This is a genomic window from Streptomyces sp. Root1304 (assembly GCF_001426405.1).
GTDB lineage: Bacteria > Actinomycetota > Actinomycetes > Streptomycetales > Streptomycetaceae > Streptomyces.
Genome location: NZ_LMEP01000012.1, coordinates 738268 through 752691 on the forward strand (window position 1 = coordinate 738268; position 14424 = coordinate 752691).

The window sequence follows — 14424 nt, forward strand, 5'->3', positions numbered from 1 at the left end:
CCTCAGGAGACCCTATGACCCTGCCCGCCAGGCGTCTGCCCGCACTGCTGCGCCGCGCGCGCCGCGTCGCCCTGCCGCTGGCCGTCGCCGTCGCCGCCTCCCTCGTACCCGCGGGCGCCGCCCAGGCCCACGACGCCACCGGCCCCACCCTCGTCCGCACCGACAACGGCTGGGTGCGCGGAGCCGCCACGGCCGAGGGGCGCCAGTTCCTCGGCATTCCGTACGCCGAAGCCCCCACCGGCCCCCTGCGCCTGCGCGCCCCGCAGCCCGCCTCCGACTGGGCGGGCGTCAGGGACGCCACCCGCTACGGCGCCTACTGCGCCCAGAACACGTACTGGGCTCCCGGCTTCGAGCGGCAGCGGACCACCGAGGACTGCCTCGACGTCAACGTCTACACCCCGCCCGCCGGCCGCCACTCCACCACCGAGCGCCCGGTCATGGTCTGGGTCCACGGCGGCGGAAACGTCGGCGGCACCGCCCGCGACATCGTTCCCGACGCCTTCGCCCGCCGCACCGGCAGCATCGTCGTCACCCTCAACTACCGCCTCGGCGCCCTGGGCTTCCTCACCCTGCCCGGCGCCGGCGGCAACTTCGCCCTCCTCGACCAGCAGCAGGCCCTGCGCTGGGTCCGGACGAACATCGGCGCCTTCGGCGGCGACCCGGGCCGTGTCACCCTCGCCGGCGAGTCCGCGGGCGGCGGCGCCGTCTGCAACCAGCTCGCCTCCCCGGCGAGCCGCGGCCTCTACCGCGGCGCGATCATCATGAGCGGCACCTTCGGCAACTGCGCCGGGACCCCGCGCGAGCAGGCCGTCGCCTCCTCCCTCGCCTTCGCCGCCGGACTCGGCTGTACGGACGCGGCGACGGCCGCCGACTGTCTCCGCGCGAAGAGCACCAAGGAGATCCTCGACGCGCAGGCCTCCCAGCGCCGCTCCTGGGGCTACACCGTCGGCACCCCCCAGCTGCCCGTGCAGCCGGCCGACGCGTTCGCCTCGGGCCGCTCCTCCCGCGTCCCCGTGATGAACGGCGCCACCAGCAAGGAGGGGCTGGTCTTCGCGTACGACTCGTTCGACCGCTGGGGCAACCCCCTCACCGCCGACGCCTACCCGGCAGCCCTCTCCGCCACCTTCGGCCCGGAGGCCGGGGCGCGAGCGCTCGCCCGCTACCCGCTCACGGCGTACGAGCGCCCCGCGTACGCCTACGGCACGGCCTTCGGTGACCAGCTCTTCGCCTGCCCGGCCCTGGCCGTCGACCCGCTCCTCGCCAAGCGGGGCAAGGTGTACACGTACGAGTTCGCCGACCGCACCTCGCCGCTGTTCGCCTCGCTTCCGCAGAACGCGGACTTCGACTTCGGTGCCACGCACGCCGCCGAGCTGAACTACCTCTTCAAGCCGTACGGCATCGCCGCACCGTTCAACGCCGAACAGCGCGCGCTCGCCGACCAGATGACCGACTACTGGGGCTCGTTCGTCCACGGCACCCCGCCCCGGGCCCGCGGACAGCGGCCCATGCCGGAACACGGATCGCGCCCCGGCCAGGTGCTCCAGCTCCGCACCGCGTCCGCCGGCGGCAACGCGCCCACCGCCACCCTGAGCGAGCAGCACAACTGCGACCTCTGGAACGCTTCGCGCTGACGCGACGACGACGGGGCGGGTGTCCTCTCCGTACGGACACCCGCCCCGAGTCGGCAGGACACCCCAGAGAGTGTCCTGCCCCTAGAGCCACCCCTGCTGCCGCGCCGCCCGTACCGCCTCCATGCGGTTGCGGGTGCCCGTCTTCCCGATCGCCGACGACAGGTAGTTGCGGACCGTGGACTCCGACAGGTGCAGCGCCGTCGCGATGTCCGCGATCGTCGCGCCGTCCACCGAGGCCGCCAGCGCGTCGCGTTCGCGGGCCGTCAGCGGGTTCGGGCCCGCGCTCAGGGCCGCCGCCGCGAGGGCCGGGTCGATCACCGTCTCGCCCCTGAGGGCCTTGCGGATCGACTCGGCCAGGTCCTCCACGGGACCGTCCTTCACCAGGAAGCCCGCCGCGCCCGCCTCCATCGCCCGCCGGAGGTAGCCGGGGCGGCCGAAGGTGGTGAGGATCAGGACCCGGCAGTCCGGGGCCTCCGTCCGCAGGTCCGCCGCCGCGTCCAGGCCCGAGCGGCCCGGCAGTTCGATGTCGAGGAGGGCCACGTCCGGGCGGGCGGCCAGCGCCGCGTCCACGATCTCGTCGCCGCGCCCCACCTGGGCGACGACCTCCATGTCGTGCTCCATGCCGAGCAGCAGGGCCAGCGCCCCGCGCATCATGCCCTGGTCCTCCGCCAGCAGGACTCTGATCATTCCGGCGCTTCCCCCTCGTGCGGCTCGGAGGTCTCGGCGGGGAGCTCCGCGGAGACCCGGAACCCGCCCAGTGGCGCCGGTCCCGACTCCAGAGTGCCGCCTGCCGCCGCGACCCGCTCGCGCAGCCCCCGCAGTCCGCTCCCGGGAACGCCGTCGGCCACCGGGCCGCGCCCGTCGTCGGTGACGGTGAGGCGGACACGGTCGGTGCCGCCGGTGAGGTCGATGACGCAGCGGGACGCGCCGCTGTGCCGTACCGCGTTCGTCGCGGACTCCCGTACGACCCAGCTCAGCAGGGCCTCGGTCTGCGGTTCGAGCAGCGGGCCCGAGCGGCGGACGACCGGCTCGATGCCCGCCGCGGAGAGCGCGTCGCGCGCCCGGTCCAGCTCGGTGGCGAGGCTGCCCTCGCGGTAGCCGGTCACCGCCTCCCTGATCTCGGTCAGCGCCTGACGGCCCACCGACTCGATGTCCGCGACCTGCGCCAGGGCCGCGTCCAGGTCGCGCGGTGCCAGCCGCCGTACGACCTCCGACTTCACCACGATCACCGACAGGGTGTGGCCGAGCAGGTCGTGCAGGTCGCGGGAGAACCGCAGCCGTTCCTTCTCGACGGCGGTCCTCGCGAGTTCCTCCCGGGTCGCCCGGAGCTGCCGGACCGTCTCGTCCAGGGCGAGGATCGTCGCCGTCACCATCACGGAGATGAAGGTGCCGTACACGATGCCGAAGGAGTCCCAGCCGTCCCGCCAGAACGTCACCGCGGCGACCGCGAGGACCAGCGGGAGGCTGATCCGCCGGAGGTGCCGCCCGCGCCGCACCACCGCCCCGACGGCCAGGCCCAGGAGCGGGAAGAGCAGCAGCCACTCCCTGCCGTAACCGATCGCGAGCCCGAAGGTCAGCGCGGCCAGCGCGGCGAGGAGTCCCCAGGTGAGCGGGGCCTCCCGGGTGTGCTCGTGGAAGGCGCGCATGACGATCGCGATGTAGAGGGTGTTGAACGCGAGCAGGCCGAGGCCGCCGATCCAGGGGTTCGCGGCGTCGCCGCTGATCAGGTGGGAGAGCGCGCCGAGGCCCATCAGGAGCCAGGGGAGCAGGCTCAGCCCGCTCGGCCCCCGGTCCTCCTGCCGTCTCCGCAGCACCGCCGCGGTCCGCCCCCACCTGGTGTCCGTCATGCTCATGTCCTACACCGTCCGGGCGGAACGGCGGTACGACACCGCCGCGTACGCGCCGAACAGGGCGGCCCAGCCGACCAGTACCGCGAGGGTCGCCGCCCCCGGGGCCCTGCCGTCCGCCATCGCCACGCCGAGTTCCGCGAAGCGGTTCGTCGGGGTGAGCCGGGAGAGCGTCCGGAGCCAGTCGGGGAAGAGGACGACCGGGAACCAGAGGCCGCCGACGACGGCGAGCCCGAGGTTGCAGGCGACGTTGACGACGCCGGTGGTCTGGGCGGTGAACCGGTAGCCGTTGCCGATGCCGAGCAGGGTGAAGGGCAGCGAGCCGAGCCAGAGCGTGACGGCGACCGCCACCCACTGCCAGGGCTCCATCCGCACGCCGTTGGCGAGGCCGCCCGCGAGCAGGACCCCCGTGATGGCGGGCAACACGACGATCGACCCGGTCAGGGCCCGGCCGGCCACCACCTGCCGGGAGGTCATGGGGGTGATCCGCAGCTGCCGCAGCCAGCCGGTGGACTTGTCCTCCGCCACGCCCGTACCGAGGGACAGCGCGGCGCCGAGCGCTCCGTACGCCGCCATGCCGACCATCGCGGCCTCCTTGTACCCGCTGTCGTCCGCGCCGAGGTTGGTGAAGAGGAGGTACATCATCACCGGCACGCCGATCGTGGAGATCACGAAGCCGATGTCGCGCAGCGTGCGGCGCACTTCGAGGCGGACGTACGCGGTGATCACCGGGATCGCGCCGTTCCGCGCGGACGGGGTGCTCGTCGTGGCCGGGGTGGTCATGGTGTTCATCGGGCCGTCTCCAGGGTGCCGAGGGGCTGCTGGGCCAGGGTGAGGGCGAGGAAGGCGTCGTCGAGCGAGACGGGGGTGACTTCGAGGGACCGGATCGCGTCCCGCTCGGCGAGCGCGCGGACGGTGGCGTCGGAGTCGTCGGTACGCAGCCGGGCGCGGTCGCCCCTGATCTCGTACCCGGTGACGCCGGGCAGGACGGCCAGCCAGTCCGTCGGGCCGCCCGCCAGGTCGAAGGAGACGAGGCCGCCGCCGACGGCCCGCTTCAGCTCCTCGCTGGTGCCGACGGCGAGGACGCGGCCGGCGTCGAGGACGACGATCCGGTCGGCGTACGCGTCGGCCTCCTCCAGGTAGTGGGTGGAGAACAGGACGGTGTTGCCCCGGCGGGCGTAGCCGCGCATGGAGTCCCAGAACTCCCGGCGGGCCTCGACGTCCAGGGCGGCCGTCGGCTCGTCCAGGACGATCAGCTCCGGGCTCCCGACCAGCGAGACGGCGAACCGGACCCGCTGGGTCTGGCCGCCCGACAGCCGGTCGACCCGGCGGCCGGCCAGCTCGGTGAGGCCGGCGAGCGCCAGGGCCTCCGCGACCGGCATCGGTGCCGGGTAGGTGCGGGCGACGAAGGTGACCAGCTCCTGGACGGTGACCCGGGGGACCGCGCGGCCCTCCTGGAGCATCGCGCCGACCCGGCCGGCGGCCACGGCGGCGTCCGGGGCGGAGCCGAAGAGCTCGACGAGGCCGTCGTCGGGCGCGTCGAGGCCGAGGAGGAGGCTGATGGCGGTGGACTTCCCGGCGCCGTTGCGGCCGAGCAGTGCCACGGTCTCGCCGCGCGGGACGGTGAGGTCGAGTCCGTCGACGGCGCGGACGGCGCCGAAGGTCTTGGTCGCGGCCCGGAAGGCGACCGCCGGTGCGTTCGTGTCCTTCTTCATGGGTACGACGCTACGAGCCGGGCTCCGCGGGCGGCAGGCGCGCGTGTACGGACCTGGCCGTGACAAATGTCCCGGGTCCGTTTCTGACGCTGCGTCAGTTGAGCCCCGCCGGGAGGGTTCACAACTCCCCCCGCCTCGGCTATACATGGGATCCACCGACCTAGAACGCGTTCTAGAACGGCCGCGTACGGGACGGTCCCCGCACGGCCTCGGTGCGGCCGACGGTGCGGACGGCCGCACCGAGGTCTTCCCCGCCACGAGGAGCAGCAGCCCGATGCCCATCGACCCCGCCAAGGCCGTCGCCGCCGAACCCCGCAGCGCCGAGATCTCCTGGGACCACAAGGACGTCCAGCTCTACCACCTGGGACTGGGCGCCGGTGTTCCGGCGACGGACCCCGGCGAGCTGCGCTACACCCTCGAATCCCGCCTCCACGTCCTGCCCAGCTTCGCGACCGTCGCGGGCGCCGGCATGGGCGTCGTCGGCGGGCTCTCCGCCCCCGGCATCGACATCGACCTCGCCGCCGTCCTGCACGGCGGCCAGTCGGTCACCCTCCACCGCCCCCTCCCCGTCTCCGGCCGCGCCGTGTCCACCTCGCGCGTCGCCGCCGTGTACGACAAGGGCAAGGCCGCCGTCCTCGTCCTGCGCTCCGAGGCCTCCGACGCCGAAGGACCGCTCTGGACCAGCGACGCCCAGATCTTCGTCCGCGGCGAGGGCGGCTGGGGCGGCGACCGGGGCCCCTCCGAGCGCCTCGACATCCCCGCCCGCGAGCCCGACAAGACCGTCGAGCGGCCCGTACGCGAGGACCAGGCGCTGCTGTACCGCCTCTCCGGCGACTGGAACCCGCTCCACGCCGACCCCGAGTTCGCCGGACTCGCCGGATTCGACCGGCCGATCCTGCACGGACTCTGCACGTACGGCATGACCCTCAAGGCGGTGGTGGACACGGTGCTCGGCGGCGACGTCACCCGCGTCCGCTCGTACCGCACCCGATTCGCCGGGATCTTCTTCCCCGGCGAGACCCTGCGCATCCGGATGTGGGCCGACGAGGGCCGCGTCCAGGTGACGGTCACCGCCGTGGAGCGCGACGACGCACCCGTACTCGCCGACACCGTCGTCGAGCACTCCTGACCCGCTGATTGGAGCCGCACCATGCGCGCAGCCGTACTGCACGAGATCGGCCAGGACAAACTCGAAGTCCTCGACGACGTCGAGGCGGTGGGCTTCGGCCCCGGCAAGGTGAAGATCCGGATCCGGGCCACCGGCCTCTGTCACTCCGACGTCTCCGCGATGAGCGGCGTCCTCCCGCAGCCCGCGCCGTTCATCCCCGGCCACGAGGGCGCCGGCGAGATCCTCGACGTCGGCGACGGCGTCACCGGACTCACCCAGGGCCAGCGGGTGCTGCTCTGCTGGCTGCCCGCCTGCGGCAGCTGCGCCGCCTGCAAGCGCGGCCAGACGCAGCTGTGCCTCGCCGGGTTCATGAACGCCGGCACCCCCAACTTCAAGCGCCCCGGCGGAGACGTCTTCGGCTTCGCCGGCACCGGCACCTTCACCGAGGAGGTCGTCGTCGACGCGGGCTGCGCCGTCCCGATCCCCGACGACGTGCCCTTCGACATCGCCGCCCTCATCGGCTGCGGCGTCACCACCGGCCTCGGCGCGGCCATCAACACCGCCAAGGTGGAAGCCGGTTCGTCGGTCGCCGTCATCGGCTGCGGCGGCGTCGGCATCTCCGCGATCCAGGGCGCCAAGCTCCAGGGCGCCGCCCAGATCGTCGCCGTCGACCCCGTCGAGTCCCGCCGCGAGGCCGCGCTGAAGTTCGGCGCCACCGAGGCGGTCGCCCCCGACGCGCTCGCCGACGCCAAGCAGCGGATCACCGGCGGCGAGGGCTTCGACTACGTCTTCGAGGTCGTCGGCAAGTCCGCCACCGCACGGACCGCGTACGAGACGACCCGGCGCGGCGGCACCCTCTGCGTCGTCGGCGCGGGCGCCCTCGACGACTTCCTCCAGCTCAACATGTTCGAGCTGTTCTTCGACGAGAAGCGCATCCTGCCCTCCATGTACGGCGGCGGCGACGTGCTCCGCTCCTACGAGCGGGCCATCGCGCTCTGGCGGGCCGGTCGCATCGACCTGGAGTCCCTCATCACCCACCGCGTCCCGCTCGCGGGCATCAACGAGGCCCTGGAGCAGATGCGTACGGGCGCCGCCCTGCGCACCTGCATCGAGATCTGAGAGGAACCCGCCCCATGTCACTCCCTCTTGAGGGACTGAGCGCGATCGTCACCGGCGCCGGCCGGGGACTCGGCCGCGCCGAGGCCCTGGAACTCGCCCGGCTCGGTGCCGCCGTCGTCGTCAACGACTACGGCCAGCCCGGCCGCGACGGTTCGGGCGCCGCGTCCGCCGCGCCCGCCGAGGAGGTCGCGGCGGAGATCCGCGCGGCCGGCGGCCGGGCGGTCGCCCACCTCGGCGACGTCTCCGACTTCGAGACCGCGCGGGCCCTGGTCGACCTGGCGGTCAGTGAGTTCGGCAAGCTGGACATTCTCGTCAACAACGCGGGCATCCTGCGCGACCGGATGGTCTTCTCGATGACCGAGGACGAGTGGGACTCGGTCGTACGGGTCCACCTCAAGGGCCACTTCAACACCACCCACTTCGCGGCGGTGCACTGGCGGACCCGGTCGAAGGCGGGGGAGTCCGGCGTCTACGGCCGGATCGTCAACACCTCCTCCGAGGCCTTCCTCGCGGGCTCGGCGGGCCAGCCCAACTACGCGGCGGCCAAGGGCGGCATCGTGGGTCTGACCACGTCGTCGGCGCTCGCGCTCGCCCGGTACGGGGTGACGGCCAACGCCATCTGCCCCCGGGCCAGGACCCGGATGACCGAGGACGTCTTCGCGGGCTTCGGCGAACCGGCCGAGGGCGACCTCGACCCGCTGTCGCCTGAGCACGTGGCGCCGCTCGTCGGCTATCTGGCCTCCCCGGCGGCGGCCGGGGTCAACGGCCAGCTGCTCGTCGTGCACGGCGGGATGGTCGCGGTGGTGGACCGGCCGAAGGTGTCGGCCAAGTTCGACACCGCGAAGGAGGCGTTCACGTACGAGGAACTGGACGGCCTGCTCACCCCGCACTACGCGTCCCGCCCGGCGGGCGAGACCTTCGCGGCCTCGGAGGTGCTGGGGCTGAAGAAGGGCTGAGCCACGGGGCGGCCGGGAGACCGGCAGGCCCCGGGGAAAAGGTGGGGAAGGTGAAGGACCGCCGGGGGAGACCCCGGGGGTGGCGGTGGGGATGGCGAAGGGCCTCGGGGGAGACCCCGGGGCCCTTCGCTTCTCGCTTCCTACCGCGCGTGGGCCTCGGCCTCGCGACGGTGCCTGCCGTGCGGCGAGGACGTGGAGTCCTCCGCCGGCGAGGCCTCGCCGCGGTGCTTCCCGGAGCCGTTCGGCTCCGTACCCTCCGTGCTTGCTTCGGACATGCTGGAACTCACCCCGTACGTATTGCTCTTGCTGTGCGGCCGTGAGTCTAACCAGCGGGTTTGCGGTCGGTCAGGGGAGCCTCCTGCAAGGGCACCGGGCGGCACACCCGGGGCTCCTCGGCGACCGCCACCGGCTCGGGCCCGGCCCCGCACTCCGGCTCGGGCTCCGGTTCCCCCGGCGCCTCCACGTCCGCGAGGCCGCACGGCGCCCCGGCCGTCGCGTACGGCAGCCGCAGCACGCCCTCGGCCGTCCACAGCCCCGCCCCGGCCAGCCAGCCCGCGGGTGCGGCCAGTTGGCCGAGCCGGCGGGACGAGGGCTGCCAGGTCCCCACCCAGCTGCCGCCCGCCGCGTCGATCCGCAGCGCCACCGCGCAGCTCTCCGGCATCAGCACCTGCCCCGGCTGCACGGCGAACGGCGTCAGCGCCGCGTCGTCGAGCCGCAGGCACTCGGGGAACCGCACCGGCCGCAGGCTCCCGAGCACGCCCCAGCCGAGCCGGTCGTGGCCCGGCGACGGCGCGTCCGAGCGGATCAGGAGCAGCCCGCTGTCCGGGTCCGCGAGGAGCAGCCGGTCGTCGCTGTCCTCGGTGATCTGGAGCAGCGGCGTCACCTCCCCGCCCCGCTCCAGGTCGACGGCGACGGCCTTCACCGGCCCGTCGTCCAGCTGCCGGTCGAGCGCCAGCATCCGGCCCGTGCGGTCCAGCCACACCCCGCCCGAGCAGCGGCCCTTGACCTCCGCCACCTGCTCGGGGCCGAAGGCGCCGCCCGCGACCAGCCACAGCGTGCTGCTGTCCGGGCCGACGCACAGGGCGTACGCGCAGATGCCGTCCGGCGAGGGCGGCAGCAGCACGAGCCGCTCGGAGCCGGGGGCCTCGACCGCGCCGAGCTGGAGCTCGCCGGTGGCCGGTCCGGTGGGGTAGAGCAGCGAGAACGTGTTCCGCCGCCCGTCCACCCGGCGGGCGACGAGCACCCGGCCGTCCGCGAGGGGCAGCAGCTGGGTGCCCGCCTCCTCCGGCTGGTCGAGGGGGAGCGGCACCGCGTACGGCTCGGGGCCGTCGAGGGTCCACCGCTCCACGTAGAGGGCGTCCCCGTCTCCCGCGAGCCTGGCCGCGTACGCGCCGTTCGCCGTGATCGTGAAACCCGTCGGCCAGGCCGCGCCGCCGGGGCGCTCCCCGCCCCGGCCGTCCCCGCGAGGGTCGTCGCGGTCGTCGTCCTCGGCCGTGGTCTCGATGGCACACGCTGTCATCGACTCGTCACCTCCGGCCACGAAGCTAGTTTTCGCACTTCCAGCCGAACAACACGAGCAGGGTCACTTCACACATACGGGTGGCCCTGCGGCGATTCTGCCGAGCTGTGGGGGCCGCTTGTGCTGGAGTGACCGATGGTGAGTAAGGTAAGGCGAACCTAAGCGGATCCTCGGGCTCCGGTCGTTCACCCGAACGGCTCACCCCTCCCCGGACTCCGCGCGGTCGAGCCCGTATCCCCGCCAGGACCCGTACAGGAGCCTTCTCATGTCCCTCCGCCGCCGCGGCACCGCCGCCGTCGTCGCCCTCGCCGCCGCGCTCTCGCTCGCGGCCTGCGGAGGAGGCGACGGAGGATCCGACGCCTCCACCAAGGAGGACACGACCAAGAAGAAGGACGTGGCCACCGGCGGCAAGGACTTCGGCGACGCCGCCGCCAAGACCGCGGCCATGGGCACCGACGCGAAGCCCGGCCAGTTCCCGCGCACCCTCACCCACGCCCTCGGCACGACCGAGCTGAAGGCCGCCCCCAAGCGGGTCGTCGTCCTCGACGTCGGCGAGCTCGACAACGTCGTCTCCCTCGGCATCAAGCCCGTCGGCTACGCCCCCTCCGAGGGCGACGACGGCATCCCCGGCTACCTCGCGAAGGACGCCGGCAGCCCGAAGTCCGTCGGCACCATCAACAACCTCAACCTGGAGGCCATCGCCAACCTCCAGCCCGACCTGATCCTCGGCAGCCAGCTGCGCGCCGCCGACAAGTACGACGAGCTGTCGAAGATCGCGCCGACCGTGTTCTCCATCCGCCCGGGCTTCACCTGGAAGGAGAACTACCTCCTCAACGCCGCCGCGCTCGACAAGACCGCCGAGGCGAAGGCCGAGCTCGCCGCGTACGAGACCAAGGCGAAGCAGCTCGGTGCCGACATGGGCGCGAACAAGCCGACGATCTCGATGGTCCGCTACCTCCCCGGCAAGATCCGCCTCTACGCCAAGGCCTCCTTCATCGGCACGATCCTGGAGGACACCGGCCTGCCCCGGCCGAAGAACCAGCAGATCGACGAGCTGGCCGCCGAGATCAGCCCCGAGAAGATCGACGAGGCCGACGCCGACTGGATCTTCACCGGCGTCTACGGCGACGCCAAGGCCACCAAGAAGGACACCGCCCAGGCCAACCCGCTCTGGAAGAACCTCGAGGCCGTGAAGGCCGGGCGGGCCAAGGACGTCCCGGACGAGACCTGGTACCTGGGCCTCGGCGTGACCGCCGCGAACAGCGTCCTCGACGACCTGCGCGCGGACCTGGTCGAGAAGTAACCGGGCAGCGGCCCGGGGACCGGGCCGGACGGCGGGGCACGGAGGACAGGTAGCCTTTCCTCGTGCCCCGTCTGTCTGAAGTCATCGCCGAGCTCGACGCCCTCTGGCCCCCAGAGCGGGCCGAGTCCTGGGACGCCGTCGGTACCGTCTGCGGTGACCCCGACGCCGAGGTCGGCCGCGTCCTCTTCGCCGTCGACCCCGTCCAGGAGATCGTCGACGAGGCCGTCGCCCTCGGAGCCGACCTGGTCGTCACCCACCACCCGCTCTATCTGCGCGGTACGACGACGGTCGCGGCCGGCCACTTCAAGGGCCGGGTCGTGCACGGTCTGATCAAGAACGACATCGCCCTGCACGTCGCGCACACCAACGCCGACACCGCCGACCCCGGCGTCTCCGACGCCCTCGCCGGCGCGCTCGGCCTCCGCGTCACGGGCCCCCTCGTCCCCGAGAACAACCTCGGCCGGATCTGCGAGCTCGACCACCCCGAGACCCTCGCCGAGTTCGCCGCCCGCGCCGCGAAGCGGCTGCCCGCCACCGCGCAGGGCATCCGCGTCGCAGGCGACCCCGGCATGACCGTGCGCCGCGTCGCCGTCAGCGGCGGCTCCGGCGACAGCCTCTTCGACGCCGTACGGGCCGCGGGCGTGGACGCCTTCCTCACCGCCGACCTGCGCCACCACCCCGTCTCCGAGGCCACGCAGCAGTCCCCGCTCGGCCTGGTCGACGCCGCCCACTGGGCGACCGAATGGCCCTGGTGCGAGCAGGCCGCCGCCCAGCTCGACGCGATCTCCGACCGTCACGGCTGGGACCTCCGCGTCCACGTCTCGAAGACGGTCACCGACCCCTGGTCCTCCCACCACACCTCTCCTGGAGCCCCCAACTGAACGCCGCGCCCGCCGACCAGATCCGCCTCCTCGACGTCCAGTCGCTGGACGTCCGCCTCCAGCAGCTCGCGCACAAGCGCCGCTCGCTGCCCGAGCACGCCGAGATCGAGTCGCTGACCAAGGACCTCACCCAGCTGCGCGACCTGCTCGTCGCCGCGCAGACCGAGGAGAGCGACTGCGGCCGCGAGCAGACCAAGGCCGAGCAGGACGTCGACCAGGTCCGCCAGCGGGCCACCCGCGACCAGCAGCGCCTGGACTCCGGCACCGTGTCCTCCCCGAAGGACCTGGAGAACCTCCAGCGCGAGATCGTCTCCCTCGCCAAGCGCCAGGGCGACCTGGAGGAGATCGTCCTCGAGGTCATGGAGCGCCGCGAGTCCGTCCAGGAGCGCCTGGCCGAGCTGACCGAGCGGGTCTCCGCCGTCCAGGCGAAGGCCGACGACGCCACCGCCCGCCGCGACGCGGCCGAGGGCGAGCTGGACGCCGAGGCGGCCTCCGTGGCGAAGGAGCGCGGTCTCGTCGCGGGCTCCGTCCCCGCCGACCTCCTCAAGCTCTACGAGAAGCTGCGCGAGCAGCAGGGCGGCGTCGGCGCGGCCCGGCTGTACCAGCGCAAGTGCGAGGGCTGCCACATCGAGCTCAACATCACCGAGCTGAACGAGGTCCGCGCGGCCGCCAAGGACACGGTCGTCCGCTGCGAGAACTGCCGCCGGATCCTCGTCCGCACCTCGGAGTCCGGCCTGTAATGCCGGCCACGACGCCTCCGCGCGAGCTGATCGTCGAGGCCGACGGGGGGTCCCGGGGCAATCCGGGACCCGCCGGTTACGGGGCGGTCGTCCTGGACCCCGTGACGGGCGAGACGCTCGTGGAGGCGGCCGAGTACATCGGCGTGGCGACGAACAACGTCGCCGAGTACAAGGGCCTGGTCGCGGGCCTCAAGGCGGCCCGGGAGCTCTTCCCCGACGCCGACGTCCACGTCCGGATGGACTCCAAGCTCGTCGTCGAGCAGATGTCCGGCCGCTGGAAGATCAAGCACCCGGACATGAAGCCGCTCGCGGCCGAGGCGGGCCGGGTCTACCCGGCCGGCCGGGTCCGCTACGAGTGGATCCCGCGCGAGCGGAACAAGCACGCGGACCGGCTGGCGAACGAGGCGATGGACGCGGGCAAGCGCGGCCGCCAGTGGGAGCCGTCGTCCTCGACGGCGGGCCTGGACGCCACGGCCGCCCGCAACGCGGCGGGCCCGCCCCCGTCCGGCCCGCCGGGCGACGCGACGGCGGGCGCGGCACGTGCGCGCGCGGCGCTGGTGACGGGCGGGACCACGGGTCCGGGCGCGGGCACCGGCTCCGGCGGTACGGGCACGGGCGCCTGGCCCGGTGCCGTGGCACGCCCGACGGCTTCGGAGACCCTTCCGGACGAGGGCCTGTTCGCCGCCGACGAGGCCATGACCGCCTCGGGAGACTTCGAGGCGGAGGCGGGCGCGCGGGCCCTGACGGGCCACGCGGCGCGCAGCCACGCGGCCGACACGGCGCGGGCGACGGCCGAGGCCCCGGCTGCCGCCCCGGCGACTGCTCCGGCGGCGGGCGACATCACGGCCACGGCTCCCGCCACGGTCACCGTGCCGGCCGGGACTCCCGCGCCCCGGCAGGGCTGGGCCGGACCCGACATGGGGGCGCCCGCGACCTTCGTGCTCCTGCGGCACGGCGAGACCGCCCTCACCCCCGAGAAGCGGTTCTCCGGGAGCGGGGGGAGCGACCCCGAGCTGTCGGCGGCGGGGCTTCGGCAGGCCGAGGCCGTCGCGGAGGCGCTCGCCGCGCGCGGCACGATCCAGGAGATCGTCAGCTCGCCGCTCACCCGCTGCCGCCAGACCGCCGCCGCCGTCGCCGCCCGCCTCGGGCTCGACGTACGGATCGAGCAGGGACTGCGGGAGACCGACTTCGGCGCCTGGGAGGGGCTCACCTTCGGCGAGGCGCGCGAGCGGTACCCGGAGGACCTGGACGCCTGGCTGGCCTCGCCGAGGGCCGCGCCGACGGGCGGGGGCGAGAGCTTCGCGACCGTCGCCCGGCGCGTCGCCGCGACGCGGGACCGGCTGACGGCCGCGTACGCGGGCCGCACGGTCCTCCTCGTCACCCACGTCACGCCGATCAAGACGCTGGTCCGGCTGGCGCTCGGTGCGCCGCCGGAGTCGCTGTTCCGGATGGAGCTGTCGGCGGCGTCGATCTCGGCGGTGGCGTACTACGCGGACGGCAACGCGTCCGTACGGCTCCTGAACGACACCTCCCACCTCAGGTAGGCGCGGGCGCCGCCGCGGGAAACGGGTGGCGCCGGGCGTCCGCCCCGTACCACCATCAGGT

The 14424-nt window shown here is 73.8% G+C and carries 14 protein-coding genes; 8 read left to right on the forward strand and 6 right to left on the reverse strand.

The window, feature by feature from the left end; translation table 11 throughout:
- The first annotated feature begins 14 nt into the window (after window positions 1-14).
- On the forward strand, window positions 15-1631 hold the full coding sequence (locus ASD33_RS16205; RefSeq protein ID WP_056559619.1) for a carboxylesterase family protein: 1617 nt from the start codon (window positions 15-17) through the stop codon (window positions 1629-1631).
- An 81-nt stretch (window positions 1632-1712) separates the two neighbouring features.
- On the opposite strand, the gene ASD33_RS16210 is transcribed toward ASD33_RS16205, so the two are convergent.
- From ASD33_RS16210 to ASD33_RS16225, 4 genes are all read right to left on the reverse strand, one after another.
- The gene (locus tag ASD33_RS16210) at window positions 1713-2318 is read right to left on the reverse strand and encodes a response regulator transcription factor (protein ID WP_056559621.1); all 606 of its coding nucleotides are present in this window, start codon (window positions 2316-2318) and stop codon (window positions 1713-1715) included.
- Window positions 2315-3478 carry a sensor histidine kinase gene (locus ASD33_RS16215; RefSeq protein WP_056559625.1) on the reverse strand — a complete coding sequence of 388 codons (1164 nt, stop codon included), beginning with the start codon at window positions 3476-3478 and terminating at the stop codon, window positions 2315-2317. The genes ASD33_RS16210 and ASD33_RS16215 overlap by 4 nt, the downstream gene beginning before the upstream one ends.
- A gap of 9 nt (window positions 3479-3487) precedes the next feature.
- Window positions 3488-4204 carry an ABC transporter permease gene (locus ASD33_RS16220; protein ID WP_107103747.1) on the reverse strand — a complete coding sequence of 239 codons (717 nt, stop codon included), beginning with the start codon at window positions 4202-4204 and terminating at the stop codon, window positions 3488-3490.
- Between the two features lie 62 nt (window positions 4205-4266).
- A complete protein-coding gene (locus ASD33_RS16225) occupies window positions 4267-5193 on the reverse strand; it encodes an ABC transporter ATP-binding protein (protein WP_056559628.1) in 927 nt (308 codons plus the stop codon).
- A gap of 274 nt (window positions 5194-5467) precedes the next feature.
- On the opposite strand from ASD33_RS16225, the gene ASD33_RS16230 reads away from it, so the two are divergent.
- Genes ASD33_RS16230 through ASD33_RS16240 form a run of 3 tightly spaced genes read left to right on the forward strand, consistent with a single transcriptional unit; the run spans window position 5468 to window position 8376 of the window.
- Window positions 5468-6322: a MaoC/PaaZ C-terminal domain-containing protein gene (locus tag ASD33_RS16230; protein ID WP_056559632.1), complete on the forward strand. Its 855-nt coding sequence runs from the start codon at window positions 5468-5470 to the stop codon at window positions 6320-6322.
- Window positions 6323-6343: 21 nt separating this feature from the next.
- Window positions 6344-7420, forward strand: a complete 1077-nt coding sequence (locus tag ASD33_RS16235; protein WP_056559634.1) for a Zn-dependent alcohol dehydrogenase — start codon at window positions 6344-6346, stop codon at window positions 7418-7420.
- A 14-nt stretch (window positions 7421-7434) separates the two neighbouring features.
- Window positions 7435-8376, forward strand: a complete 942-nt coding sequence (locus ASD33_RS16240) for a 3-oxoacyl-ACP reductase (protein WP_056559637.1) — start codon at window positions 7435-7437, stop codon at window positions 8374-8376.
- A 140-nt stretch (window positions 8377-8516) separates the two neighbouring features.
- On the opposite strand, the gene ASD33_RS36795 is transcribed toward ASD33_RS16240, so the two are convergent.
- Together ASD33_RS36795 and ASD33_RS16245 are read right to left on the reverse strand one after the other, a co-directional pair.
- Window positions 8517-8651: a hypothetical protein gene (locus ASD33_RS36795; RefSeq protein ID WP_277922089.1), complete on the reverse strand. Its 135-nt coding sequence runs from the start codon at window positions 8649-8651 to the stop codon at window positions 8517-8519.
- Window positions 8652-8698: 47 nt separating this feature from the next.
- The gene (locus tag ASD33_RS16245) at window positions 8699-9895 is read right to left on the reverse strand and encodes a hypothetical protein (RefSeq protein WP_199863528.1); all 1197 of its coding nucleotides are present in this window, start codon (window positions 9893-9895) and stop codon (window positions 8699-8701) included.
- Window positions 9896-10160: 265 nt separating this feature from the next.
- Between ASD33_RS16245 and ASD33_RS16250 the strand changes: the two genes are divergently transcribed.
- The 4 genes from ASD33_RS16250 to ASD33_RS16265 all read left to right on the forward strand — a co-directional run bounded on the left by ASD33_RS16250 (window position 10161) and on the right by ASD33_RS16265 (window position 14363).
- On the forward strand, window positions 10161-11198 hold the full coding sequence (locus ASD33_RS16250) for an iron-siderophore ABC transporter substrate-binding protein (RefSeq protein WP_056559642.1): 1038 nt from the start codon (window positions 10161-10163) through the stop codon (window positions 11196-11198).
- Window positions 11199-11260: 62 nt separating this feature from the next.
- Complete coding sequence (locus ASD33_RS16255) at window positions 11261-12079, forward strand: Nif3-like dinuclear metal center hexameric protein (RefSeq protein ID WP_056559645.1); 819 nt, start codon at window positions 11261-11263, stop codon at window positions 12077-12079.
- A complete protein-coding gene (locus ASD33_RS16260; protein ID WP_199863543.1) occupies window positions 12076-12819 on the forward strand; it encodes a C4-type zinc ribbon domain-containing protein in 744 nt (247 codons plus the stop codon). The genes ASD33_RS16255 and ASD33_RS16260 overlap by 4 nt, the downstream gene beginning before the upstream one ends.
- A complete protein-coding gene (locus tag ASD33_RS16265; RefSeq protein WP_056559648.1) occupies window positions 12819-14363 on the forward strand; it encodes a bifunctional RNase H/acid phosphatase in 1545 nt (514 codons plus the stop codon). Before ASD33_RS16260 ends, ASD33_RS16265 begins: the two co-directional genes overlap by 1 nt.
- Window positions 14364-14424: the final 61 nt, after the last annotated feature.